General features: G+C 69.8%; 21 protein-coding genes. 3 read left to right on the top strand and 18 right to left on the bottom strand.

Features of this window, described 5'->3' with window-relative positions; all coding sequences use genetic code 11:
• Positions 1-8: 8 nt before the first annotated feature.
• The 18 genes from fabZ to SLW52_RS17695 form a co-directional block, all read right to left on the bottom strand.
• Complete coding sequence (gene fabZ, locus SLW52_RS17780) at positions 9-479, bottom strand: 3-hydroxyacyl-ACP dehydratase FabZ (protein ID WP_010344048.1); 471 nt, start codon at positions 477-479, stop codon at positions 9-11.
• Entirely contained in the window at positions 476-1,498 is a 1,023-nt protein-coding gene (gene lpxD, locus SLW52_RS17775) for a UDP-3-O-(3-hydroxymyristoyl)glucosamine N-acyltransferase (protein WP_152245960.1), read from the bottom strand. Before lpxD ends, fabZ begins: the two co-directional genes overlap by 4 nt.
• 509 nt (positions 1,499-2,007) lie before the next feature.
• Positions 2,008-4,428: an outer membrane protein assembly factor BamA gene (bamA, locus tag SLW52_RS17770; RefSeq protein WP_017908791.1), complete on the bottom strand. Its 2,421-nt coding sequence runs from the start codon at positions 4,426-4,428 to the stop codon at positions 2,008-2,010.
• An 80-nt stretch (positions 4,429-4,508) separates the two neighbouring features.
• On the bottom strand, positions 4,509-5,867 hold the full coding sequence (gene rseP, locus SLW52_RS17765; protein WP_267084427.1) for an RIP metalloprotease RseP: 1,359 nt from the start codon (positions 5,865-5,867) through the stop codon (positions 4,509-4,511).
• 26 nt (positions 5,868-5,893) lie between these two features.
• Positions 5,894-7,099 (bottom strand): 1-deoxy-D-xylulose-5-phosphate reductoisomerase, encoded by a 1,206-nt coding sequence (gene dxr / locus SLW52_RS17760; RefSeq protein WP_150408999.1) that lies wholly within the window; start codon positions 7,097-7,099, stop codon positions 5,894-5,896.
• Between the two features lie 4 nt (positions 7,100-7,103).
• Positions 7,104-7,928 (bottom strand): phosphatidate cytidylyltransferase, encoded by an 825-nt coding sequence (locus SLW52_RS17755; protein ID WP_017908843.1) that lies wholly within the window; start codon positions 7,926-7,928, stop codon positions 7,104-7,106.
• Complete coding sequence (gene uppS / locus SLW52_RS17750; RefSeq protein WP_160970844.1) at positions 7,925-8,665, bottom strand: polyprenyl diphosphate synthase; 741 nt, start codon at positions 8,663-8,665, stop codon at positions 7,925-7,927. The genes SLW52_RS17755 and uppS overlap by 4 nt, the downstream gene beginning before the upstream one ends.
• 38 nt (positions 8,666-8,703) lie before the next feature.
• A complete protein-coding gene (frr, locus tag SLW52_RS17745) occupies positions 8,704-9,261 on the bottom strand; it encodes a ribosome recycling factor (protein WP_152237379.1) in 558 nt (185 codons plus the stop codon).
• 223 nt (positions 9,262-9,484) lie between these two features.
• Complete coding sequence (pyrH, locus tag SLW52_RS17740) at positions 9,485-10,207, bottom strand: UMP kinase (RefSeq protein WP_010344040.1); 723 nt, start codon at positions 10,205-10,207, stop codon at positions 9,485-9,487.
• Positions 10,208-10,288: 81 nt separating this feature from the next.
• Positions 10,289-11,785, bottom strand: coding sequence for a GGDEF domain-containing protein (locus SLW52_RS17735; RefSeq protein WP_320740852.1), 1,497 nt, complete (start codon positions 11,783-11,785; stop codon positions 10,289-10,291).
• A 119-nt stretch (positions 11,786-11,904) separates the two neighbouring features.
• On the bottom strand, positions 11,905-12,783 hold the full coding sequence (tsf, locus tag SLW52_RS17730; RefSeq protein ID WP_017908840.1) for a translation elongation factor Ts: 879 nt from the start codon (positions 12,781-12,783) through the stop codon (positions 11,905-11,907).
• Between the two features lie 151 nt (positions 12,784-12,934).
• Positions 12,935-13,732: a 30S ribosomal protein S2 gene (gene rpsB, locus SLW52_RS17725; protein WP_017908839.1), complete on the bottom strand. Its 798-nt coding sequence runs from the start codon at positions 13,730-13,732 to the stop codon at positions 12,935-12,937.
• A 276-nt stretch (positions 13,733-14,008) separates the two neighbouring features.
• Positions 14,009-14,731 carry a fimbria/pilus periplasmic chaperone gene (locus SLW52_RS17720; protein WP_320740851.1) on the bottom strand — a complete coding sequence of 241 codons (723 nt, stop codon included), beginning with the start codon at positions 14,729-14,731 and terminating at the stop codon, positions 14,009-14,011.
• The gene (locus SLW52_RS17715) at positions 14,731-15,051 is read right to left on the bottom strand and encodes a hypothetical protein (RefSeq protein WP_017916088.1); all 321 of its coding nucleotides are present in this window, start codon (positions 15,049-15,051) and stop codon (positions 14,731-14,733) included. The genes SLW52_RS17720 and SLW52_RS17715 overlap by 1 nt, the downstream gene beginning before the upstream one ends.
• 82 nt (positions 15,052-15,133) lie before the next feature.
• Positions 15,134-16,156 carry a spore coat U domain-containing protein gene (locus tag SLW52_RS17710; protein ID WP_152245952.1) on the bottom strand — a complete coding sequence of 341 codons (1,023 nt, stop codon included), beginning with the start codon at positions 16,154-16,156 and terminating at the stop codon, positions 15,134-15,136.
• Positions 16,153-18,522 carry a fimbria/pilus outer membrane usher protein gene (locus SLW52_RS17705; protein ID WP_320740850.1) on the bottom strand — a complete coding sequence of 790 codons (2,370 nt, stop codon included), beginning with the start codon at positions 18,520-18,522 and terminating at the stop codon, positions 16,153-16,155. The genes SLW52_RS17710 and SLW52_RS17705 overlap by 4 nt, the downstream gene beginning before the upstream one ends.
• Complete coding sequence (locus tag SLW52_RS17700; RefSeq protein WP_320740849.1) at positions 18,473-19,213, bottom strand: fimbria/pilus periplasmic chaperone; 741 nt, start codon at positions 19,211-19,213, stop codon at positions 18,473-18,475. The genes SLW52_RS17705 and SLW52_RS17700 overlap by 50 nt, the downstream gene beginning before the upstream one ends.
• A gap of 14 nt (positions 19,214-19,227) precedes the next feature.
• Positions 19,228-19,731 (bottom strand): spore coat U domain-containing protein, encoded by a 504-nt coding sequence (locus SLW52_RS17695; protein ID WP_267094417.1) that lies wholly within the window; start codon positions 19,729-19,731, stop codon positions 19,228-19,230.
• Between the two features lie 225 nt (positions 19,732-19,956).
• Here SLW52_RS17695 and map point away from each other — a divergent pair, with 225 nt between their 5' ends.
• Genes map through dapD form a run of 3 tightly spaced genes read left to right on the top strand, consistent with a single transcriptional unit; the run spans position 19,957 to position 24,358 of the window.
• On the top strand, positions 19,957-20,733 hold the full coding sequence (gene map / locus SLW52_RS17690; protein ID WP_017911155.1) for a type I methionyl aminopeptidase: 777 nt from the start codon (positions 19,957-19,959) through the stop codon (positions 20,731-20,733).
• Between the two features lie 29 nt (positions 20,734-20,762).
• A complete protein-coding gene (locus SLW52_RS17685; RefSeq protein WP_152237648.1) occupies positions 20,763-23,363 on the top strand; it encodes a [protein-PII] uridylyltransferase in 2,601 nt (866 codons plus the stop codon).
• On the top strand, positions 23,363-24,358 hold the full coding sequence (gene dapD, locus SLW52_RS17680) for a 2,3,4,5-tetrahydropyridine-2,6-dicarboxylate N-succinyltransferase (protein WP_295963622.1): 996 nt from the start codon (positions 23,363-23,365) through the stop codon (positions 24,356-24,358). Before SLW52_RS17685 ends, dapD begins: the two co-directional genes overlap by 1 nt.
• The last annotated feature ends 1 nt before the right edge of the window (position 24,359 follow it).

The following is a 24,359-nucleotide window of genomic DNA, read 5'->3' as shown; positions in this document are numbered from 1 at the left end:
TGCCAGGGTCATTCGCGGGTGCCGGCGCACAGCACTTCGGCGCAGGCCACGACCTTGCCGTTGACCTTGGCCTCGCCGTAGTACACCGCCATGTTGCGGATCACCCGCTTGATTTCCACGTGCAGCTCCAGCACGTCGCCGGGCACCACCTGGCTGTTGAAGCGGGCGTTGTCGACCTTGACCATGTAGAACAGCTTGGACTGCGCGTCGCGGCCCATCGCCAGCTGGGTCAGGATGCCGCCGGCCTGCGCCAGCGCCTCGATGATCAGCACGCCGGGCATGATCGGCTGGCCCGGGAAATGGCCCTGGAAATACGGCTCGTTGATGCTGACGTTCTTGTGCGCGACGATCCGGCGGTTCTCGAAATCCAGCGAGACCACCTTGTCCACCAGCAGGAACGGGTAGCGGTGCGGGAGCAGTGCGCGGATCTGGTTGATGTCCGGCAGGGTGGCATCCGGCAGGGGCTGATCGTGGCTCATTCCTTCTCCTTGCTGACAGACAGGATGCGACGGGCCAGGGCATCGAGCTGTTTGAAGCGCGCGGCGTTCTTGCGCCACGTGCGGTTGTCGGTCAATGGGGTGCCGGACGAGTACTCGCCCGGCTCGTGGATGGAGTTGCGCACGACCGACTTGCCGGTGACCACGACCTTGTCGCAGATCTCCAGGTGGCCGACCACGCCGACCGCGCCGCCGAGCATCACGTAGCGGCCGATCTTGGCGCTGCCGGCGATGCCGGTGCAGCCGGCGATGGCGCTGTGCGCGCCGATGTGCACGTTGTGCGCGACCTGCACTAGGTTGTCCAGGCGCACGTCTTCTTCGAGGGTGGTGTCTTCCAGCGCGCCGCGGTCCACGCAGGTGTTGGCGCCGATCTCGCAATCGTCGCCGATGCGGACGCCGCCGAGCTGCGGCACCTTGATCCAGCGGCCGGCGTCCATCGCCAGGCCGAAGCCGTCGGCGCCGAGCACCGCGCCGGGATGCACGCGCACGCGCTGGCCCAGACGCACCCGGGTGACCAGAGTAACGCGGGCGATCAGTTCGCTGCCTGCGCCGACCTGGCAGTCCTCGCCGATCACGCAGCCGGGGCCGATCACGCAGCCCTCGCCGACCACGCTGCGCGCGCCGATGCTGACGAACGCGCCGATGTGCGCGCTGGCCGCGACCTGCGCACTGGGATCGATGCTGGCGCTGGGATGGATGCCGGGCGGTCGAAGCGGGGCCACGTCGAACAGCGCGGCGATCTTGGCGAAGGCGACGTACGGATCGCGCGCGATCAGTGCGGTGCCCGGCGCCGCCTCGGCGTCGTCGGCACGCAGCACCACGATCGCCGCAGTGCTGTCGGCCAGTTGCGCACGATAGCGTGGATTGGCCAGGAAGCTGAGCTGTCCCGGGCCGGCCTGCGCCAGCGTGGCCACGCCGCGCACCGCGACGCTGCCGTCGCCATGCACCTGCAGGCCGAAACGCTCGGCGATCTCGTCAGCGGTATAGGTCGAAGTATTCACCGGGAGATTCTACCGTGTGCCACCAGCACGGTCATACGTACGCCCGCGTAGGGCGTGCTGATACAGCGTGCACTGCCCGCCCCTCATCCGCCCCTACGGGGCACCTTCTCCCGATGGGAGAAGGGAGTCGCGTCAGCCCCTCTCCCACCGGGAGAGGGGTGAGGGTACGGCCACAAGCAACACACTCCCAGGCGCAGGATTCGGAAGGCAATGAACCACGGCTTGCGATTCGCAACGCGAGGGGCACGCCGACAGGCGCAGTGATTTGGAAGGCCAAGCCCCGGCATCGGGTGGGCAGTCGTACGGCCGCGTAAGGCGATCGCACGTGGCCGCGCAACAGGCCACGACCACCTATCAGGAACGATCAACCGACTGGAGCAAAGCCCCCTTCCTGTTAAAGGGGGCGCGCCGACAGGCGCCGGGATTAGGCAAGCCAAGCCCCAGCAGGTTTTCGCATCGCGAAAACCTGGCTGCCAGGGCGCAGCCCTGGCAGCGGGTACGCAGTTCTTTTAGAACTGCCCACCAAAGGTGAACTGCAGGCGCTCGATTTCGTCGTTGTCTTCCTTCTTCAACGGAATCGCATAGCTGATCGAGATCGGGCCGACCGGGGCCCGCCACAGCAGGGCGATACCGGTGGAGGCGCGCAACTGGTTGGACTTGAAGTTGTCCACGCCATTGAACACGTTGCCGACGTCCACGAACGCCGAAATGCGCGCCGACGGGCTGTCGAACAGCTTCGGGAAGTACATTTCCGCCGAGCCCACGGTCTTGAACGAGCCGCCCAGCGGCTGGCCGCGGCGGTACGAGGCGGTGGCCTCCGAGCGCGGGCCGAGGGTGTTGTCCTCGAAGCCGCGGACCGAGTTGGTGCCGCCGGCGTAGAAATTCTCGTAGAACGGCAGGCCCGAGGCGGTGACGCTGCGGATCAGGTTGGAGCCGTTGCAGGCCTGCGGGTTGTAGGTCGTCGTGCCTTGCGCATCGCTGGTGTAGGTGCCGCAGATGTCGCGCGACACGTCGCTGCCGTAGCTGTCGCCGTAGCCGAACTCCGCGCGGGTGTTGAGCACCAGCGCCGGCGAGATCGGCCAGTACTTGGAGATCTGGTAGTTGAGCTTCCAGTACTCCACGGTCGAACCGGGCAGGGTGGCTTCCAGGCCCACACGCTGGTACATGCCGCGGGTGGGCATGAAGTAGTCGTTGCGGGTGTCGCGCGCCCAGCCGAGCTCGCTGCGCCAGGCGTGGAAGGTCTTGGTCCCGATCGCGTCGATGTAGTTGATGATCGCCTGCGGGGTGAAGCCCGGATAGGTGGTGATCTGGTTGCTGTCCACGCCGAACATCAGCGAGACGCTGTCGGTCTCGGTGATCGGCACGCCGAAGATCACCTGCGCCGCGCCGTTGGTGCTGTTGTACTGCGCGGTGCCGAAGTCGGAGTAGTCCAGCTTGCGCCAGGACAGGTTGTAGCCCAGCGACACGCCGTCGTCGGTGAAGAACGGGTTGGTGTAGGAGAACGCGTAGCGCTCCTGGTAGCTGCTGCGCGAGGCGTCCACCGCGACGCGGTTGCCGCCGCCGAGGAAGTTGTTCTGCGACAGCTGCACCGAGGTGGTGACGCCGTAGGTCTGCGAATAGCCCAGGCCGAAGGTGAAGCTGCCCGAGGTGGTCTCCTTGACGTTGTAGACCACGTCGACCTTGTCGTTGCTGCCCGGCACCGGCGGCGTTTCCACGTCCACCGACTCGAAATAGCCCAGGCGCTGCAGGCGGATCTTGGAGCGGTCGATCGCCGCCTGCGAGTACCAGGTGTCCTCGAACTGGCGCATTTCGCGGCGCAGCACTTCGTCGGAGGTGCGGGTGTTGCCGCGGAACACGATGCGCCGCACCGACACGCGCGGGCCCGGGGTCACCTGCAGGTTCACCGCCACCGTGCGCTTCTCGCGGTCGGTGGTCGGGATCGGGGTGACCTTGGCGAAGGCGTAGCCGATGTTGCTCAGGGTATTGGTGATCGCGTCGGAGCTGTATTCCAGCAGCGCGCGCGAGAAGGTGTCGCCGGCCTTGGGGATCACCAGCTTCTCGATCTCTTCCTGCGGCAGGATGGTGTCGCCGGTGACCTTGATGTCGGAAATCTTGTACTGCTCGCCTTCGGTGATGCCGGCGGTCAGGTACATGTCGCGCTTGTCGGGGCTGATCGCCACCTGGGTGGAGTCGACGCTGAAGTCGACGTAGCCGCGGTCCAGGTACCAGGAGTTGAGCTTCTCCAGGTCGCCGGACAGCTTTTCCTTGGAGTACTGGTCGTCGCGGCGGTACCAGGACAGCCAGTTGTGCTCGCGCGACTCCCAGTTCTCCAGGATGTCCTTGTTGAGGAACTTCTCGGTGCCGATCAGGTTGACGTGGCGGATCTTGGCCGCCTTGCCTTCCTTGATCGCGATGGCCACGTCGACGCGGTTGCGGTCCAGCGGGCTCACCGTCGGGGTGATCTCGACGTTGTACTTGCCGCGGTTGTTGTACTGGCGGGTCAGCTCCTGGGTCACCCGGTCCAGGCTCAGCCGGTCGAAGGTGCCGCCTTCGCTGAGGCCGATGTCGGACAGGCCCTTGAGCAGTTCCTCGCTCTTGATGTCCTTGTTGCCGGTGACGGTCAGCTTGTTGATCGCCGGACGCTCCTTGACCGTCACCACCAGGATGTTGCCCTGGCGGTCGACGCGCACGTCCTCGAAGAAGCCGGTGCGGTACAGGGCACGGATCGCCTCGGCGACCTTGGCCTCGTCCACGGTGTCGCCGCGTTCCACCGGCAGGTAGGTGAACACGGTGCCGGACGAAATGCGTTGCAGCCCGTCGACGCGGATGTCGCTGGCGGTGAAGGGCTCCGCTACCTGGGCCAGGGCCGGCAGGCTGAGGCTGGCGGCGAGGGCGAGGGCAAGCAGGCGGCGAGTGGGAAATCTCGTCATGTCACGTCCGGTAGAGGTCGATATCGTTGTTGCATGGGCGCCGGCGCAAGACGACAGCGGGTCGAGTGGATCGGCGCGGGTCATCGCAGGGCCTGGCCGAAGAGGTCGTTGTAGAACGCCAACCCCATCAGTCCTGCCAGCAACGTCAGGCCCACGAATTGCCCCGCCGCCATGGCGCGCTCGCTCAGCGGGCTGCCCTTGACCAACTCGATAAGGTAATACAGCAAGTGCCCGCCGTCCAAGATCGGGATCGGCAGCAGGTTCATGATCGCCAGGCTCAGCGACAGAAGCGCCAGGAAATTCAGGAACCAGTCCGGGCCCTGCTTGGCCGAGACGTTGGCGACCTTGGCGATGGTGATCGGGCCGGACACGTTCTTCAGCGAGGCCTCGCCGGTCAGCATGCGGCGCAGGATGCCGAGCGTATCGCCGGCCAGCCGGCCGGTCTCGCGGAAGGCGACCGGGATCGCCGCCAGCGGGCCGTAGCGCAGGGTGGCGTCGTAGGCCGGGCGGCGCTGCTCGCCGATGGCCACGCCCAGCGTCCAGCGCGGCGCGCCGGGGCCGGCGGCCTGCTTGAGATGGACGTCCAGGGCCAGGCGCTCGCCGTTGCGCTCGACCTCGATCAGGCCGTTGCCGCCGTCGCGGCCCAGGGCCTGCACCTGCGGTGCGACCTGGTCGGCGCTGGTGATCGGGGTGCCGTCCACCGCCAGCACGCGGTCGCCCGGGCGCAGCACGCCGTCGGCGGCCGAGCCGGCGGTGACGTTGGCGATCACTGCCGGCTGCAGGGTGAAGCGCCAGGTCAGGCCGGCCAGGGCCGGCACCTGCTGCTCGTCGAAGCCGACCGGCAGTTGCGACAGGCGCAGGGTCCGGGTATGGCTGGCGCCGTCCTGCGCGTCCTCGGTCTGCACCGGCACGTCCTCGCGGTCCATGGCGGCGACGGTCAGCTGCATGGCGGCCTCGCTCCAGGTGGCGACGTCGCGGTCGCCGACGCGGACGATGCGCTCGCCGGGCTGGAATCCGGCCTGCTGCGCCAGGCCCTCGGCGCGGCCGACGATGGGCGCGTAGTCCTGCTTGCCGATCACGAACATCGCCCAAAGCAACGCTACGCACAGGATCAGGTTGGCGATCGGACCGGCGGCGACGATGGCGATGCGCTGCCACACGCTCTTGTTGTTGAAGGCCTGCGCACGCTCGGCCGGGGCCACCTCGCCCTCGCGTTCGTCGAGCATCTTCACGTAGCCGCCGAGCGGAATCGCGGCGATCGCGAACTCGGTGCCGTGGCGGTCGTAGCGCGACCACAGCGGCTTGCCGAAGCCCACCGAGAAGCGCAGCACCTTGACCCCGCAGCGGCGGGCGACCCAGAAATGGCCGAACTCGTGGAAGGTCACCAGGATGCCCAGGCTGACCAGCATCCACCAGATGGAGCCGACGACATTACCCATGCGCGTGGCTCATGGCGGCGTGGGGATCAAGCATGGGCGAAATGGCGGGCAATGGCGAGTTCGGTGATCTTGCGCGAGTGCGCATCCGCCGCCAGCAACGCGTCCAGGGAATCGGCCGCGACCGCAGGCAGCTCGGTCAGGGCGTTCTCGACCAGCGCAGGAATCGATAGGAAACCGATCCGGCCCTGAAGAAAGGCTGAAACAGCCACTTCGTTGGCCGCGTTCAGGATCGCCGGGGCGCTGCCGCCGGCCTGCATCGCGCGCCAGGCCAGGCCCAGGCAGGGGAAGGCGTCCAGGTCCGGCGCCTCGAAATCCAGCCGGCCCTGCGTCAGCAGGTCCAGCCCGGCGACCCCGGAGGCGATGCGGTCCGGCCAGCCCAGCCCCACCGCCAGGGTGGTGCGCATGTCCGGCAGGCCCATCTGCGCCAGGGTCGAACCGTCGATGAACTCGACCAGCGAATGCACCAGGCTCTGCGGGTGCACCAGCACCTCGATGCGCTCGGGCGCCAGCGCGAACAGGTGGTGGGCCTCGATCACTTCCAGGCCCTTGTTCATCAACGTCGCCGAATCGACGGAGATCTTCGGCCCCATCGACCACTTCGGGTGCGCCACGGCCTGCGCCGGGGTCACCGCCTGCAGGCGCGCGCGGTCCCAGCCGCGGAACGGGCCGCCGGAGGCGGTCAGCAGCACCCGTCGCACCTCGGCGCCGGTCTGGCGCGAGCGCAGGCACTGGAAGATGGCGTTGTGCTCGCTGTCGATCGGGATGATCTCGGCGCCGGCCGCGGCCGCCGCGGCGGTGACCAGTTCGCCGGCCAGCACCAGCGCTTCCTTGTTGGCCAGCAGCAGGCGCTTGCCGGCACGGGCCGCGGCCAGGGTCGAGGCCAGGCCGGCGGCGCCGACGATGGCGGCGACCACGCTGTCGCAGGCGTCGCTGGCCACCAGTTGGTCCAGCGCGGCGTCGCCGGCATGCGCCTGGGTCGACAGCCCGGCCGCGCGCAGGCCGTCGCGCAGCGCCGGGTACAGCGCCGGATCGGCGATCACCGCATGCGCGGGACGGTGCGTGGCGCACAGCGCCAGCAGCGCGTCGACGTTGCGCCCGGCGGCCAGCACGCCGGCGCGCAGGCGCTGCGGATGGCGCGCGATCACGTCCAGCGCCGAGGCGCCGATCGAGCCGGTGGCGCCGAGCACGGCGATGGTGCGGACCGCTGGGGTCTTGCTGCGTTGCGTGTTCACTGGCTCAGAACCCGAAGATGTCCTTGCCCAGCGCGAAGATCGGCAGCGCCGCCAGCACGCCGTCGATCCGGTCCAGCACGCCGCCGTGACCGGGAATCACATTGCCCGAGTCCTTGGCGCCGACATGGCGCTTGAGCAGGCTCTCGAACAGGTCGCCGACCACCGAGGCCAGCACGCTGACCGCGGCCACGATCAGCAGCCCGGGCAGGTGCGGCAGGGTCACCCCGGCCAGCCAGCCGAAACCGGCGGCCACGATCAGGCCGGCCAGCAGGCCGCCGACCAGGCCTTCCACGGTCTTGTTGGGGCTGATCCGCGGCGCCAGCTTGTGCTTGCCGAACTGGCGGCCGGCGAAATACGCGCCGGAATCGGCGGCCCACACCGTGGCCAGGGCGGTCAGCAGCCAGCGGTGGCCGTTCGGCTCGCTGGCGTGGATCAGGCCCAGGGCGGCCCAGGCGGGCACGATCGCCAGGGTGCCGGCGGCGAGCTTGAACACCCGCGCATAGGTGGCGTGGTCGGAGCCGAAGCGGTAGAAGCCCAGCCACAGCAAGGCCACGCACCACCAGCCGGCGCCGATCAGGGTGGTCAGCTGGAACAGCACCAGCGAGCCGGCCGAGGCCCACACCAGCAGCACCATCAGCAGCAGGTTGAGCATCAGCAGGATGGTGCGCGGCAGGGTGTCGTCGACCTCGGCCAGCTTCAGCCATTCCCACAGGCCGATCAGGAAGATCAAGGCGGCCAGTGCGACCAGCCACTGGGTCGGTAGCAGCAGGATGGCGCAGATGGCCAGCGGGGCCATGATCAACGCGGCGATGACGCGGGTACGGGTCATGCGGAAACGTTCTCCGTCGCCGCTTCGGCGACCTGCGCGCTGGTGAGGCCGAAACGCCGCTCGCGGCGGGCGTAGTCGTCCAGGGCTTGTTGCAGCACCTCGGGGCCGAACTCGGGCCAGAGGGTCTCGGTGAACCACAGTTCGGTGTAGGCCAACTGCCACAGCAGGAAGTTGCTGATGCGCAGGTCGCCGCCGGTGCGGATGAACAGGTCCGGCGGCGGCAGGTCGGCCAGCGCCATGCGCGCCGACAGCGCGTCCTCGTCGATCTGCTCCGGGCGCAGGCGCCCGGCGGCGACGTCCTCGGCCAGCGCGCGCGCGGCCAGGGCGATGTCCTGGCGGCCGCCGTAGCTGGCGGCGATCGACAGGTGCAGGGCCTGGTTGTCGCGGGTGCGCGCCTCGGCCTGGGCCATGCGCTCGCACAGCGACGGCGCGAAGCGCGAGCGGTCGCCGATGAAGCGCACGCGCACGCCGCGCCGCTGCAACTCCTCGACCTCGCGGTCGAGCGCGTGCAGGAACAGCTTCATCAGCGCGTCCACTTCCTCCTGCGGGCGCCCCCAGTTCTCGCTGGAAAAGGCGAACAGGGTCAGCGCGCCGATGCCGCGCTCCAGGCAGAAGTCGATGGTGCGGTTGACCGCGCGGGCGCCCGCGCGGTGGCCGATCACGCGCGGCCGGCGGCGGCGCTGCGCCCAGCGGCCGTTGCCATCCATGATGATGGCCAGGTGGCGGGGCAGGGACATGGGGACGGGGTCGGAAGGCATGGCCGGCAGGCGCAGGCTCAGACCGCCATCAGTTCCTGTTCCTTGCCCTTGACCACGTCGTCCACGTCCTTGATCGCCTTGTCGGTCAGCTTCTGGATGTCGTCCTCGCTGGCGCGGGCCTCGTCCTCGGTGACCTTCTTGTCCTTCAGCAGATCCTTGACCTGCTGGTTGGCGTCGCGGCGGATGTTGCGGATCGCGACCTTGGTGTCCTCGCCTTCGCCATGCACGACCTTCGACAGCTCGCGGCGGCGCTCCTCGGTGAGCGCGGGCAGGTTGAGGCGGATGGTGGTGCCGGCGGTGTTCGGGGTCAGGCCCAGGTCCGAGGCCAGGATCGCCTTCTCGACCGCGCCGACCATCTGCTTTTCCCACGGGGTGATGGTCAGCGAGCGGGCGTCGGCGACGGCCACGCTGGCGACCTGGCTCAGCGGCATCTCCGAGCCGTAGTAGTTGACCTTCAGGTGCTCGACCAGGGCGGTCGACGCGCGCCCGGTGCGCACCTTGATGAGCGTATGACGCAGCGCGTCGATGCTCTTGGCCATGCGGGTCTGTGCGTCTTGCTTGATTTCGTTGAGCATCGCCGGTGTCCGTGCTGAATCTGAATCGGACGATTATAGCCTGCTGGGAGTGGGGAATCGGGAATGGGGAATGGGGAATGGCGAGGGCGGATCCCTGCGCGCCTGACTGAACGCCAGTGGCGCGAGAATCGGGGCTGGCGCCAATGTTGCAGTGCGCAACGCTGTTGCGATTCCCGATTCCCGATTCTCGATTCCCGATTCCCGATTCCCGATTCCCGGCTTTTCAGCCCCGACCTTTGACCAACGTGCCGATCTCGGCGCCGCGCAGGATCTTCAGCAGTTCGCCGGGCTGGCCCATGTTGAAGATGCGCAGCGGCAGGTCGCTGTCGCGGGCCAGGGCGAAGGCGGCGGTGTCCATCACTTCCAGGTTGCGGGCGATGACCTCGTCGTAGGTCAGGCTGTCGAAGCGCACGGCGTCGGCGTGCTTCTTCGGGTCCTTGTCGTACACGCCGTCGACCTTGGTCGCCTTCAGCAGCAGGTCGGCGCCGATCTCGATCGCGCGCAGCGCGGCGCCGGAGTCGGTGGTGAAGAAGGGGTTGCCGGTGCCGGCGGCGAAGATCGCGATGCGGCCCTTTTCCAGGTGGCGGATCGCACGGCGGCGGATGAAGTCCTCGCACACGTCGTTGATCTTGATCGCGCTCATCACCCGCACCTTGGCGCCGAGCTTTTCTAGCGCGTCCTGCATCGCCAGCGCGTTGATGACGGTGGCGAGCATGCCCATGTGGTCGCCGGTGACCCGGTCCATGCCGTTGGCGGCCAGGCCGGCGCCGCGGAAGATGTTGCCGCCGCCGATCACCAGCGCCACTTCCGCGCCGGCCTGCTGCGCCTCGATCACCTCATGGGCGAGGCGATTGATGATCTTCGGGTCGATGCCGTAGTCCCCGTCTCCCATCAGCGCTTCGCCGGACAGTTTCAACAGGATACGGCGATAGGCGAGCTGGGACATGGCGACCTCGTTGGGGGATGACGGGCAAACCACACAATTTTAGCCGATGCGCGCCAGCGCGTCTGTGCCGCCGGCGATGCTTCAGCGTTGTACCTCGCCGCACGAACGCGCGGTGACGCGGTTGCGGCCGCCGTGCTTGGCGCTGTAAAGCATGTCGTCGGCCGCCTGCAGCAGTTCCTGTGCGCTGTTGAAACGCTCGCGGCCGCCCTGGGTGGCCACGCCCGCGGAGAAGCTGATGTGCAGCGGCCCCTGCTTGGTGTCGGCCATCGGCCGCTGCGCGATCTCGGCGAGGATGCGCCGCATCACGCCCAGCGCGGCCTCTTCGCCGGTGTTGGGCAACAGCACCAGGAATTCCTCGCCGCCGAAGCGCGCCACGGTGTCGCTGGCGCGCAGCATCGGCTGCAGGGTCTGCGCGAATGCGCGCAGGACCTGGTCGCCGACCAGGTGCCCGTGCGCGTCGTTGATCTTCTTGAAATCGTCCAGGTCGATGAAGGCCACCGACAGCGGCCAGTCGTGGCGATTGGCCAGCTCGAACTGCTGCTTGAGCAAGGTGTCCAACTGGTGCCGGTTGAACACGCCGGTGAGGGCGTCGCGGCTGGCCTGTTCGGCCAGGCGCCGTGCGTGCTGCTCGTACTCGTCGGCGCGCTGGCGCACGCGGTTGGCTTCCTGCACTTCGCGCAGGTTGCGCAGCACCATCAGTTCGCGGGCATGGCTGATGATCGCGTCGACCCGTTCCGGCTGCGCGATGCGCACGTCGAAGATCGGGCTGACCGCCGGCAGCGCCTCGGCGATGTGGCCCACCACCTCGTCGAAGCGGCGGCTGTCCAGTTGCAGGTCGCGATAGGCGCACTGCATGGCGTGGGTGCGCGCGGCTTCGGGATCGTCGCCGAGCCAGATGTCGGCGATGGCGCCGGACAGGCGCACGCAGATGTCGAAGGGTTCGGTCGCGGCGCCGGCAGTGCCGCCGCTGCCGATACTGCGCTGCAGGTAGGCGGGCAGCTTCCATTTCTGCGCCAGCCAGGCCCCGACCTCGGCGCGGTCGGCGCCCAGGTGCTCGCGCTCCAGCGCGCTCAGCCGTTGCGGATCGCCGGCCGCCTCGTGCAGCAGGGTGGCGTACTGGTCGTGGCAGACGTGCAGCAGGGCCAGTGCGCCCATGTCCTGCAGCAGCCCGGCCAGCATCAGCTCCTCGTGCTTGCGCAGCCCCGCGGCCTGGCCGAGCAGGCGGCTGGCCAGTGCCGCCAGCACGCTGCGCCGCCACAGCCGTTCCTGTGGCTCGCCGCTGCCGCCGCGCAGGCTCTGCACCATCGAGAAGCCCAATGCCAGGCTCAGCGCGGCGTTGAGGCCGAGCATGGTCAGCGCCTGACCCAGGTTGTCGACGCGACGCCGGCTGGCGTACAGCGGGGAATTGGCGATGCGCAGCATGCGCGCGCTCAGTGCCATGTCCATGGCGATCGCATCGGCGGTCGCGGCCAGGTCCACGTCCGCGTCCTGCGCCAGTTCGATGATGCGCAAGGCAACGCCGGGGGGCGAGGGCAGGTCGCGGGAGTGACTCAGGATCGCTTCGAGTTCAGGATGCATGCACTTCCGATACGGCATGGAATGAGAGGTGGGGGAGCGGCCTGTCCCGGCCTGCGCAGCGTACACCCGTAAAAAAAAAGCCGCGACAATGCGCGGCTCTTTTCTTCCCGGGCGCGGGATCAGGCCAAGCCGGCCTGCTTCATCACTTCGGCGGCGTAGTCTTCCACCACCTTCTCGATGCCTTCGCCCACGGCCAGGCGCTGGAAGCCGACCACGTCGGCGCCGGCGGCCTTCACCGCCTGCTCCACGGTCTGGTCGGTGTTCAGCACGTAGGGCTGGCCGTACAGGGTGACCTCGTTGACGATCTTGGCGATCTTGCCGCTGATGATCTTCTCCAGGATGTCGGCCGGCTTGGCCTTGTCCTTCTCCGACATCTTGGCCAGCTCGATTTCCTTTTCCTTGGCCACGAACTCGGCCGGGACGTCGGAGGCCTTGACGTGCGGCGGGTTCATCGCCGCGATGTGCATGGCGATGCCGCGGGCCAGGTCGGCGTCGCCGCCCTTGACCTCGACCAGCACGCCGATGCGGCCGCCGTGCACGTAGGCGGCGACGTTGTTGGCGCTGTCGATGCGCACCAGGCGGCGCACCTGCACGTTCTCGCCGACCTTGGCGATGACCGCGGCACGGGCTTCCTCGACGGTCTCGCCGCTGGGCAGCTTGGCGCTCTTCAGCGCTTCGACGTCGGCGGCGCCGGAGGCCAGGGCGGCCTGGACGACGGCGTCGGTGAAGGCCAGGAAGTTGTTGTCCTTGGCGACGAAGTCGGTCTCGGAGTTGATTTCGACCAGGACCGCCTTGCCGCCGTCCTGCGCCATCGCGATGCGGCCTTCGGCGGCGACGCGGTCGGCCTTCTTGTCGGCCTTGGCCAGGCCCGACTTGCGCAGCCACTCGGCGGCGTTGTCGATGTTGCCGGCGTTCTCGGTGAGTGCCTTCTTGCACTCCATCATGCCGGCGCCGGTGCGCTCGCGCAGTTCCTTGACCAGGGAAGCAGTGATTTCCACGGGATGTCCTCACGAAAGGTGGGAAAAGGCCGGCTTGCGGCCGGCCGGTAGATCTGGGAAGCGGGCGCCGCAGGCGGCGCTCGCGAAGCCGGGCGCGCCGAACGCGCCGGGCGGCGGCTGCGCATGATCGCGCAGCCGCATGGCGCGCCGGTTACTCGGCGGCGGGAGCGGTCTCTTCGGCCTTCTTGCCGTTCTTGCGCGGGCCGCGGCCCTTGTCGTCGCCGCCCTCGGCGAACTCTTCCTCGCGCACGCTGGCGGCGTTCGGCGCAGCGGCCTTGCCTTCCAGCACGGCGTCGGCGGCGGCACGGGCGTACAGCTGCACGGCGCGGATGGCGTCGTCGTTGCCCGGGATGGCGTAGTCGACCAGGTCCGGGTTGTAGTTGGTGTCGACCACCGCGATCACCGGGATGCCGAGCTTCTTGGCTTCCTTGATGGCGATGTCTTCGTGGCCGATGTCGATGACGAACAGGGCGTCCGGCAGACGGTTCATTTCCTTGATGCCGCCCAGCGAGGCTTCCAGCTTGTCGCGCTCGCGGCGCAGGGTCAGCACTTCGTGCTTGACCAGCTTGTCGAAGGTGCCGTCGGTTTCGGCCGCTTCCAGCTCCTTCAGACGCGCCACCGACTGCTTGACGGTGCGGAAGTTGGTCAGCGTGCCGCCCAGCCAGCGCTGGGTCATGAACGGCTGGCCGCAACGCTCGGCTTCTTCCTTCACCGCGTCGCGGGCGCTGCGCTTGGTGCCCAGGAACAGGATGGTGCCGCGCTTCTGCGCGACGCTGGAGATGAAGTTCATCGCGTCGTTGAACAGCGGAACCGTCTTCTCGAGGTTGATGATGTGGATCTTGCCGCGCGCGCCGAAGATGTACGGCGCCATCTTGGGGTTCCAGTAGCGGGTCTGGTGGCCGAAGTGGACGCCGGCTTCCAGCATCTGACGCATGGTGACCTGAGGCATTGCAGTGACTCCTGATGGGGAACCGGCCGTGCGCGGGCAGGAATGGGTGAAGCGCGCGCATGACGGCAGCCTTATGGGGCCGCACGACGATTCCGGGGTTGGGCCTCCCTGCTGCCTCCGTGGCCGAACTCCTTGCGGAGCACCCCGGCACGGGCGATGGCTGCAGGTGTGAATTCGCCGGTGCGTCCGGCGTGGACGGTCCATCGGCCCATGACGGGCACGACGAAGCCGCGCACTATACCTGGCGGGGGCCGCTGGCGCAATGTGCCGGGCGGTTCACTCGGCGGGCAGCGCCTGCAGCGGCGCCTGGTCGTCGAGCCTGGCCGCGAAGTGGCCGCCGGGCGCGGTCGCGGTGGCCGGCAGCGGCCAGCGTTTGTAGGCGCCGGCCAGGACATAGCCGGAGAGACTGGGGAACAGGGGCAGGGTGCGGCCGTCGGCGCCGACGAAGCTCAGGTCGCTGAGCCGGGCGTGGGCGCTGCCGCGGTTGTGCACCACCAGCTCCGGCCCGCGCGCGCCGGCGCTCAGGTGGGCGCTGAGGCGCGGCGCGGCTGCCGGGTCCGCCGGGCTCAGGAACACCGGGGTCGAATAGCGCAGCAGCAAGGGTGGGGCCGGCGTGGCGGGCGCCGGTGCGGCCGGGTCGGCTGGGGCGGGGCGTTCCTCCAGCACCAGGCGGTAGGCACTTTCCTCGGCGCTGGCCGGTCCGGGACGCACCAGCCGCAGCAGTTGCCGCCCCTGCGCGGGGATGTCGATCGACTGCGGGCTGGCGCGGACCTCGTCGGTGCTCTCCAGGTCGTCCATCCCGTCGGTCTGCCGCCAGCGGTACACCGTGACCTGCGCCTGCCAGTGGCGGTCCTGGGTATTGCTCAGCCAGATCTCGGTGCTGGTCTCGCCGGGTGCCAGTTGCACCAGGGTCGGACTGATCCGCACCCCGGCCGCGCCAGCACTGCCGGCCAGCGCCAGCAGCAGCGCCGGCAGCAGGCGCGCGCGAGCGCGGCCCACTAGAACGCGACCGTGGCGTAGCCCGCCGACGTGCCCGGCGTGATGCCGGCGGCGGGCAGGCTCAAGGCCAACGCCATGCCGGCGCCGGGCGCGGGTGTGCCGTCGATGCTGACCTGGTAGGCCAGCGGGCGGTTGCAGGCGACCGTCGGCAGTGCCCCGGGTTGCGGACGCGCCGGGGCGCCGATCTCGCAACTGCGTTCGATACGGATACCGATCCGCAACATCGCGCCGCCGGTGCCGACGGCGGGTTGCGCAGCCGCGTCGACGCCGGCCACGCACAGGCTTGCCAGCAGCAGCGGTCGCAGGAACGGCGCAGTCATCGAGCGGAACTCCGGGGAGGACACAGCCAATAGCGGCCCGACCCCCCGGCAACTTGACCGGCGCCACGGCGCCGTTCAGGCCTCAGTAGGTGACGGTGACCTTGACCACGTCGCTGTAGCTGCCCGGGGCGGGCGTCTGCCGGGCCGGGACCTGCCCGTACAGGGTCAGCGTCTGTGCGCTGCCGGTCCCGGTGCCGGTCTGGGTATCGGTATTCAGGGTGCTGCCCCAGCGTTGGGTGCGCGCAGCGTCTCGGTACAGCTCATAGGTCAGGTACTGGCCGCTGGCGCTGCGCATGCGGCGCACGTTGCCGCTGGCGTTCTGGCCATTGTCCAGGCTCACCTGCCAGGCGGTGCGGTAGCGGCAGTTCATGCTGAGCACGGTGGTGTAGTTCAGCGGGTTGTCGATCAGGCCGGACTGGGTGCCGAAGTCCAGGTCGGCGATGCTGGCGATGGTGCAGGTCGGTGCGGCGGTGGCGCTGGCCACGAACGGGAACTGCACCGAGGTGCCGCCGCCCTTGCCGCCGGTGGTGCAGGAGGTGGGAATCACCGCGGGGTTGCCGACCAACGGCTCGTCGTAGCGGTACTGCAGGTTGGTGTACACGCCGCTGAAACTGTTCTGGTAGGCCCCGGTGGCGATACCGCTCTGCAACGGGACGCGCGCATAGATGGTGTAGGTGCCGGTGCCGCTGCCGCCGGTCGCCAGCGACGAGTAGGTCAGGTCCACCTGCAGTGGGGTGGAACCGCTCAGCGCGCTGCCCCAGATCAGGCTGCGCGCGCTGTCGCGGTAGAGCTGGAAGCCGAGGCTGTCGTTGAGCGGGTTGAGCATGCGCCGCGGGGTGATGCCGAGGCCGGCACCCTGCGCGCCCTCGCCGATGTTCAGGCACATGCGCACGTAGATCGTGCCCAGCACGCTGATCGCGCCGGTCTGGCAGGTCACCAGGATCTGTGCGGTGGCGTCGGTGGCGGCGGTGTCGGAGAGGGTGCCGAAGCTCACCGCCGTGGCCTGCGCGGTACAGGTGGTGGTGGCGGCAGCGCGCTGCGGCAGCAGCGCCGCGGCCACCAGCAGCAGCGCCGGCAGCCATATCCGCCAGGCGCGCGCGCTCACGGCGTGCGCTCCGGCAGGCAGCGCAGCGGACCCAGCCGGGTGGGCGGCGCCTGCGTCGGGCGCTCGATCCGGAACCGGCAGCGGCTTCCTTGCATGTCCACCTCCAGGTCGTTGCGGCCGGGTGCGAGCCCTTCCACATAGGCCTGGCCATCGTAGCCGACCACGGTGTCGACGCCCAGTCCATGCACCCGGCTGCCGACCGGCAGCGGCGCGTCGGCGGCATCGTGCAGTTGCACCAGCACGCCGTCGCTGCGGCGGATCGGGAACGCCACCACCACCCCGGTCCGATCGCGCGGCACCACGATCTGGTCCACCTGCTCCGGCCGCAACTCGGGCGGCAGGCGCATCGGATCGATCGACAGCCGGTTGTGCTGCCAGGCCAGCAGCGGCGTGACCAGCAGGAAGCCGCGCGCATCGGTGCGGCCGATCGGCCGGTTCTCCAGCAGCACTGGCACGTCGGCGACGCCGCCGGTGGAGACCAGGGCGAAGGCCTGGTCGAGATCGCGGCCAGGGAACCAGCCGCCGCCGATCCAGGCCACGCCGCCCGACGCTTCCGCGTAGGCGTAGCGCTGGCCGCCGGCGCTGGCGATGCCGCCGGCGTAGCGGGCGCTGTCGCCACGCCAACTGGCTTCGGCCAGGCCGCCGCCGCCGTCCTGCCCACCGCGCGCCTGCAGCCGCCAGCCGCTGCCGCCGTCGGCGGCGGCCGCCTGGCTGAGGTCCGCCGTCGCACTGGTGCGCGCGCCGATGCGCTGCATCGCCACGCCGGCCTGGCGGCGGCCGTCCAGGGCGATCGACCAGCCCAGGTACAGGCTGCGGTCGCTGGCCTGGTCCAGGTTCTGGTTGATGCTCAGGTTCAACGACGACTGCCGCGGCAGGGCCCGGGTCCAGAACAGGCTGGCGTAGCGTTGGTCGCCGCTGTCGGGGTAGGCCAGGCGCACGTAGCTCAGGGCGATGTTGCCGACGCCGTCCCAGGTGCTGCCGAACAGGGCGCGCTCGCTGATCCGCGGCGGCGCGGCGCCGTAGCGCGCGGCCACGTCACGGTAGCCGGCCTGCGCGCGCTGGGTATCCATCGCCAGGTTGAAGCGGCCGTTGTTCCAGCGGTAGCTCAGCGCGTACTGCAGGCCTTGCTGGCCGGCCGCACCGCCGTGCGCCAGCGAGGCGCCGAACACGCCGGTGCGCGGCAACAGCCACAGGCCGCCGACCCCGGCATTGCGCACGCCGGCGCCGGCCTCGGCGTGCGCCTCGGCGGTGAAGCGCGGGCCGAGGCCGCGCCGCCAGCTGGCGCTGCCGACGGTGTCGCCGGCATAGGCGAAATCGGCGACGCCGTACGCCTCGCGCACCCGGCCCAGCGCCAGCGACCAGTCGGTCAGGCCGCTGGCCAGCAGATCCTGGGTCGCATAGAACGGAAAGGCCAGCGAGCGGGTGCGGCCGTAGGCGTCGGTGATCACTACCTGGGCATTGCCGGCGCCGTCCACGCCCGGCGCGGCGGACAGCTGGAACGGCCCGGCCGGCAGCTGCGCGCCGTACTGGCGGATGCCGTTGACGTACAGGTCCACGCTGGACGGCACCGCCACTTCGCCGAGGAATTCCGGCAACGGGGTGATCGCGCGATACGGCTGCAGGCCGAAGTCGCTGCCCACCCGCACGCCGCCCAGGCGCACGGTGCGGCTCCAACTGGTGCTGCTGCTGAAGGTGTCGCCCAGCACCACGCTGGTCATGCGCTCGGGCAGCGACCATTGCCATTGCGTGTCCAGGCGGATCGTCTGGGCACGCCAGTCCTGCTGCGGCTCGCGGTACACGCGGCCGACGAAGGACTGCCGCAGCAGTCCCTGGCCCAGGCCGAACACGCGCAGTTCGCCGTTGGCGGTGAGATTGCTGGCGCCGCCCTGGCGGCTGGCGTAGAGGTCGTAGTCGAGCAATGCGCCGGGTGAACTGGTCGCCGGCAGCGACGGCACGCCGCCGCGCGCGTCGATGCGGGTGGTGGCGACGTCCAGCAGCGCCACCGGCGCGTCGATCGTCACCTGCTGCAGGCTGGCGTCGTAGCGGAAGCGCACGCCGTCCAGGTCGCCCAGGGCGATCGCCGCGCTGGCGTCGCTGCCGTCCACGCGCAGGCCGAGCTGGCGCAGGGTGGCGGCGCTGGCGCGCAGTTGCTCGCCGTCGCGCTGGAACTGGAACAGGCCGGGCTGGCGGGTCTGGTTCAGGGTGACCTCCAGGTACAGGGTTTCCTGCGCCGGAGCGGTCGCCTCGGGCCGGGGCGGGGGCTGCGGCTGGGCGACGGCGAGCGCGGCGCTGCCGGCCCACAGCGCCAGCAGCAGTTCAGGGCGCCGCGGCGTCCACGACCAGCGACTGTGCGCGTGGCTCGCCATTGATCCTTGCCTCGAACGTTCCCTGGGGCTGCGCCAGCGCCGCCGGCAGCGGCCAGCGCTTGCGCTGGCCCGGCAGCACGTAGCCGGCCAGACCCTCGGCGATGGCGCTGCGGCGGCCATCGCCGGCGACGAACTGCAGGTCCACCAACTGCGCGTGGCCATTGCCCTGGTTGAGCACTTCCAGGGCCGCGCTCTCGCCTTCGCCCACCACCCGCGCGCGCAGCGCCGGCGCGGTCGCCACCGCCGGCTTGAGGAACACCGGCACCGAATAGCGCAGCACGAACTGCAGCCCGGCGCTGGCGTTGCCGCCGGCATCCTGGCTGGGCAGTTCGTCGACCAGGATGCGATAGGCGTCCTCGCCGGCGGCGGGCGCGGGATCCAGGCGGATCACCCGCACCAGTTGCCGCGCGTGCGGCGCCAGTTGCAGCATCGGCGGGCTGAGCGCGATGCGGTCGCTTGGGTCGAGCACATCCTCGCCGTCGCGCTGCTGCCAGCGGAACACGCGCACCTGCGCGCGCAGCGGCACGTCGCCACTGTTGCTCAGCCACAGGCCCTGCGCGGTCTCCTCGGCACGCAGCGACACCGAGGTCGGCGCCACCTGCAGGCTCGCGGCGACAGCCGCGCCTGCCGCCGCCAGCCACAGCGCGGCGAGCGCCGTCAGGCGCAGGAAGGAAGACAGTCGCGAACGCATGCAGGCGGCTCCGGTTACCAGGTGACGGTGGCGGTGACGACGTCGCTGTAGGAACCGGCAGGGTAGTTGGTGCTGGCGACCTGGCCGTAGACGGTGATCGGTTGCACTGCACCATTGCCGGTGCCGGCCTGGGTGTCGGTGCCGATGGTCGAGCCCCAGTTCTGGGTGCGCGCGGCATTGCGGTACAGCGCGTACGGCACGCGTGCGGTATTGCTGGCGTCGGCACTGCCCATGGTGCGGGTGGTGACCGTGGCGCCGGAGCCGGAACCGGCGTTCAGCGCGATGTTGTACGGCGTGCCGGAGGTGCAGCGCACGTTCAAGGTGCCGGTGCTGTTGATCGCGGTCTGGGTGGAATTGACGCTGCCGAAATCGACGTCGGTGGGTGCGGTCTGGATGTCGCAGACGCTGGTGATCTGGATCTTGACGTTGAAGGTGCGCGAGTCGGACTGGGCCCAGGCCAGGCCGGTCCCGGCGGCGAACAGCACGATGAAGGCGAGAACGCGATGGAAGAGGTACATGGCAGGGTTCTTCGGTGAGGGCGGACAACCGCCGGTGCCACCACCAGTGCAAAATGCGCGCCAGTTCACATATTTATGGATCGTTATCCAGTTTTCACATGGGATGGCCGCCACAGGGGGCCGTGTTCAGCGCGATGAAGGCAGCGGCGACCGCGCCGGCGTGCCAAAAACCCGGCAACGCGTCCGGCGCGTTCAGCCAGCGCCGGGATGAGCGATAATGACGACATGACCGTCAATCTGAAAACTCCGCAGGACATCGAGAAGATGCGCGTGGCCGGCCGCCTGGCCGCCGAGGTACTGGACCTGATCGGCCCGTACGTGAAGCCCGGCGTCACCACCGCCGAGCTGGACCGCATCTGCCACGACCATATCGTCAAGGTGCAGGGGGCGGTGCCGGCCAACGTCGGCTATCGCGGCTTTCCGAAGACCGTGTGCACGTCGGTGAACAACGTCATCTGCCACGGCATCCCCAGCGAGGGCAAGGTCCTGAAGGACGGCGACATCGTCAACATCGACGTCACCGTGATCAAGGACGGCTGGCATGGCGACACCAGCCGCATGTACTGCGCGGGCACGCCGTCGGTGATGGCGCGGCGCCTGATCGAGGCCACCTACGAGGCGATGTGGCGCGGCATCCGCGCGGTGAAGCCGGGCGCCACGCTCGGCGACGTCGGCCATGCCATCCAGCAGTACGCCGAGAGCGAGCGCTTCAGCGTGGTGCGCGAGTACTGCGGCCACGGCATCGGCAAGGTCTACCACGACGAACCGCAGGTGCTGCACTACGGCCGGCCGGGCGATGGCCTGGTGCTGAAGCCGGGCATGACCTTCACCATCGAGCCGATGATCAACGAGGGCACGCGCTACACCCGCGTGCTGCCGGACGGCTGGACCGTGGTGACCAAGGACCGCAAGCTCTCCGCGCAATGGGAACACATGGTCGCCGTCACCGAGGATGGGGTGGAGGTCCTGACCCTGTCGCCGGGCGGCCTCGGCGAACCGTGAGCCTGCTGCCGGCCGGTGCCGATGCCGGCATGCCCGGTGCCGGCGTCGACGACGCCGGTTGGGCGGCTGCGGTCCGGCAACTGCTGGCGCAGACCGATGCGCGGCTGAGCAAGCGTTTCGACCAGGGCGACGACATCGATCGCCTGCTGGCGCTGCGCGCGCGCGCGCTGGACCAGTTGATCCGCCACGCCTGGAGCCGCTGCGTGCCGCGAGAGGCCGGGCTGGCGTTGTTCGCGGTCGGCGGCTATGGCCGTGGCGAACTGTTCCCGCGCTCGGACATCGACCTGCTGGTGTTCGGCGACCTCGATCCCGCCTGCGAACCGGCGCTGGCACGGCTGTTCCCGCTGTTGTGGGACGCCGGCGTGCCGGTGAGCCATGCGGTGCGCTCGGCCGCGCAGTGCACCGCGGCCTGCGCCGACCAGACCGTGCTGACCGCGCTGATCGAGGCGCGCCCGCTGCAGGCCGACGCCGCCGCCAAGGCGGCGCTGGCGGCGGCCATCGCCCCGCAGCGGGTGTGGCCGCCGCGCGAATTCTTCATGGCCAAGCGCGAGGAACTGCAGGCCCGCCACCAGCGCTTCGGCGACACCGCCGACAACCTGGAGCCGGACATCAAGGACGGCCCCGGCGGCCTGCGCGACCTGCATACGCTGGGCTGGATGGCGCTGCGCGCGTTCGGCGTGCGCGATCTGGAGCCGTTGATCGGGCTGGGCCATGTCGGCGGCGACGAGGCCGCCGCGCTGCGCCGCGAGCGCCGCGAACTGGCGCGCTTGCGCTACGGGCTGCACCTGGTCGCCAACCGTCCGGAAGAGCGCCTGCGCTTCGATTACCAGAAGACCCTGGCGCAGCGCCTGGGCTTCTCCGACGACGTCGAGAGCCTGGGCGTCGAAAAGATGATGCAGCGCTTCTATCGCAGCGCGGCGATCGTGCGCCGGCTCAGCGACCGGCTGCTGCAGCGCTTCGAGGAACAGTTCGACGGCGAAGCGCAGCCGCAGCCGCTGGACGGCGGCTTCTCCTTGCGCCGTGGCTATCTGGCTGCCGACGACGAGCGCTGGCCGCAGGCCGATCCGGTGCAGGTGTTCGCGCTGTTCGCCACCTGGGCCGCGCACGGCGAGATCCGCGGCCTGCATTCGCTGACCGCGCGCGCGCTGGCCGAGGCGCTGCCGCATCTGCCGGCCTACGCCAGCGCCAGCCCGACCGCGCGCGAGCGCTTCCTGGCGCTGTTGCGCGGCCCGCGCGCGGTGCAGACGCTGACCCGGATGGCGCGGCTGGGCGTGCTAGGGCAGTGGATCCCCGCCTTCGCGCAGGTGTCCGGGCGCATGCAGTTCGACCTGTTCCACGTGTACACGGTCGACCAGCACACGCTGATGGTGCTGAAGAACATGGCGGTGTTCGCCAACGCGCGCGCCGACGAACGCTTCTCCATCGCCCACGAAGTCTGGCCGCGGCTGCGCAAGCCGGAACTGCTGCTGCTGGCCGGCCTGTTCCACGACATCGCCAAGGGCCGCGGCGGCGACCATTCGGAGCTGGGCGCGGTGGATGCGCGCGCGTTCTGCGCCGCGCACGCGCTCAGCGCCGCCGACACCGAGCTGGTCGCCTGGCTGGTCGAGCAGCATCTGCGCATGTCGGTGACCGCGCAGAAGCAGGACATCGCCGATCCGGAGGTGATCCATCGCTTCGCCAGCCTGGTCGGCGACCGCGAGCGGCTGGACTATCTGTACCTGCTGACCTGCGCCGACATCGCCGGCACCAGCCCCAAGCTGTGGAACGCGTGGAAGGACCGGCTGCTGGCCGATCTGTACTTCGCCGCGCGCCGCGCCCTGCGCGAAGGCCTGGAGCATCCGTTGCCGGTGGCCGAGCGCCTGCAGGAGGCGCGCGAGGCCACGCGCGCGCTGATGCACATCCAGGGCCACGACGACGCCATCATCGACCGCCAGTTCGCCGGCATGCCGGACGAGAGCTTCCTGCGCTTCCGTCCGGAGCAACTGGCCTGGCAGGCGACCTCGCTGATGGAGGTGGAACTCGGTGGCACCCTGGTCAAGGTGCGCCCGGTCACCCCCGACGACGCGGCGCTGGAAGTGTTCGTGTATTCGCCGGACCGCGACGGCCTGTTCGCCGCGATCGTGATGACCCTGGACCGGCTCGGCTACGGCATCCATCGCGCGCGCGTGCTCGACGCCCCGCACGGGGCGATCTTCGACACCTTCGAGGTGATGCCGGCCGACGCCTTCGCCAGCGGCGACATCGCGCAGTTGCAGGCCGGACTGCGCGAGGCGCTGGCCGGCGACCTGGCGCGGCTGCGCCCGGCGCGGCGGGTGGTGCCGCGCCAGCTGCGGCATTTCCGCTTCGCCCCGCGCATCGAATTCCGCGAAAGCCTCGACGGCCGCCTGACCCGGCTCAGCCTGGTCGCGCCGGACCGCCCCGGGCTGCTGTCGGACGTGGCCCAGGTGCTGCGCCGGCAGCACCTGCGCGTGCACGACGCGCGCATCGCCACCTTCGGCGAGCGCGCCGAGGATCTGTTCCACATCACCGACGAGCACAACCTGCCGTTGCCCGACGCCGCCCGCCAGGCGTTGCAGGCCGCGCTGCAGGCCTGCCTGGACCCCGATACCCCGCCTGGAGACCCCCGCTGATGGCCACCAAGAAGCCTGCCGCCAAGAAGCCCGCTGCCAAGACGGCGGCCCCCAAGAAGACGGCCAAGCCGGTTGCCGCAAAGCCTGCGGCGCCGACCGTGGCGAGCAAGCCCGCCAAGCCCGCGCCGAAGCCGCTGCGCGCCAAGCCGGTGGCCGTGCCCAGCGCCGACGAGCTGAAGTTCACCATCGACAGCGCCTTCGAGCGTCGCGCCACGCTGACGCTCGACGAGATCGAGGGGTCGACCCGGCCGGTGGTCAACCGCGTCATCGATGGCCTGGAGAGCGGCGAGTTCCGTGTCGCCGAGCCGGACGGGCACGGCGGCTGGAAGGTCAACGAGTGGCTGAAGAAGGCGGTGCTGCTGTACTTCCGGGTCAACGAGATGGCCGTGGTGGAAGCGCAGCCGGCGCCGTTCTGGGACAAGGTGGAAGCGCGCTTCGCCGGCTATCACGAAGCCGAATTCCGCAAGGCCGGGGTGCGCGTGGTGCCGGGCGCGGTGGCGCGCCGCGGCAGCTACTTCGGCAAGGACGTGGTGCTGATGCCGAGCTTCACCAACATCGGCGCGCACGTGGGCGAGGGCACCATGGTCGACACCTGGGCCACGGTCGGTTCCTGCGCGCAGATCGGCAAGCACTGCCACCTGTCCGGCGGCGCCGGCATCGGCGGCGTGCTCGAACCGCTGCAGGCCAGCCCCACCATCATCGAGGACCACTGCTTCATCGGCGCGCGCTCGGAAGTGGTGGAGGGCGTGGTGGTCGGCCACCACAGCGTGATCGGCATGGGCGTGTTCCTGGGCCAGAGCACGCGCATCTACAACCGCGCCACCGGCGAGATCTCCTACGGCTACGTGCCGCCGTACAGCGTGGTGGTGTCCGGGCAGCTGCCCGCCAAGGACGGCTCGCACTCGCTGTACTGCGCGGTGATCGTCAAGCAGGTCGACGCCAAGACCCGCAGCAAGACCAGCGTCAACGACCTGCTGCGCGGCCTGGCCGACTGAG

It is taken from the genome of Xanthomonas sp. LF02-5, assembly GCF_034105325.1.
In the GTDB taxonomy this organism is placed as follows: Bacteria; Pseudomonadota; Gammaproteobacteria; order Xanthomonadales; family Xanthomonadaceae; genus Xanthomonas_A; species Xanthomonas_A sontii.
This window is presented reverse-complemented; position numbering and strand designations above follow the sequence as displayed.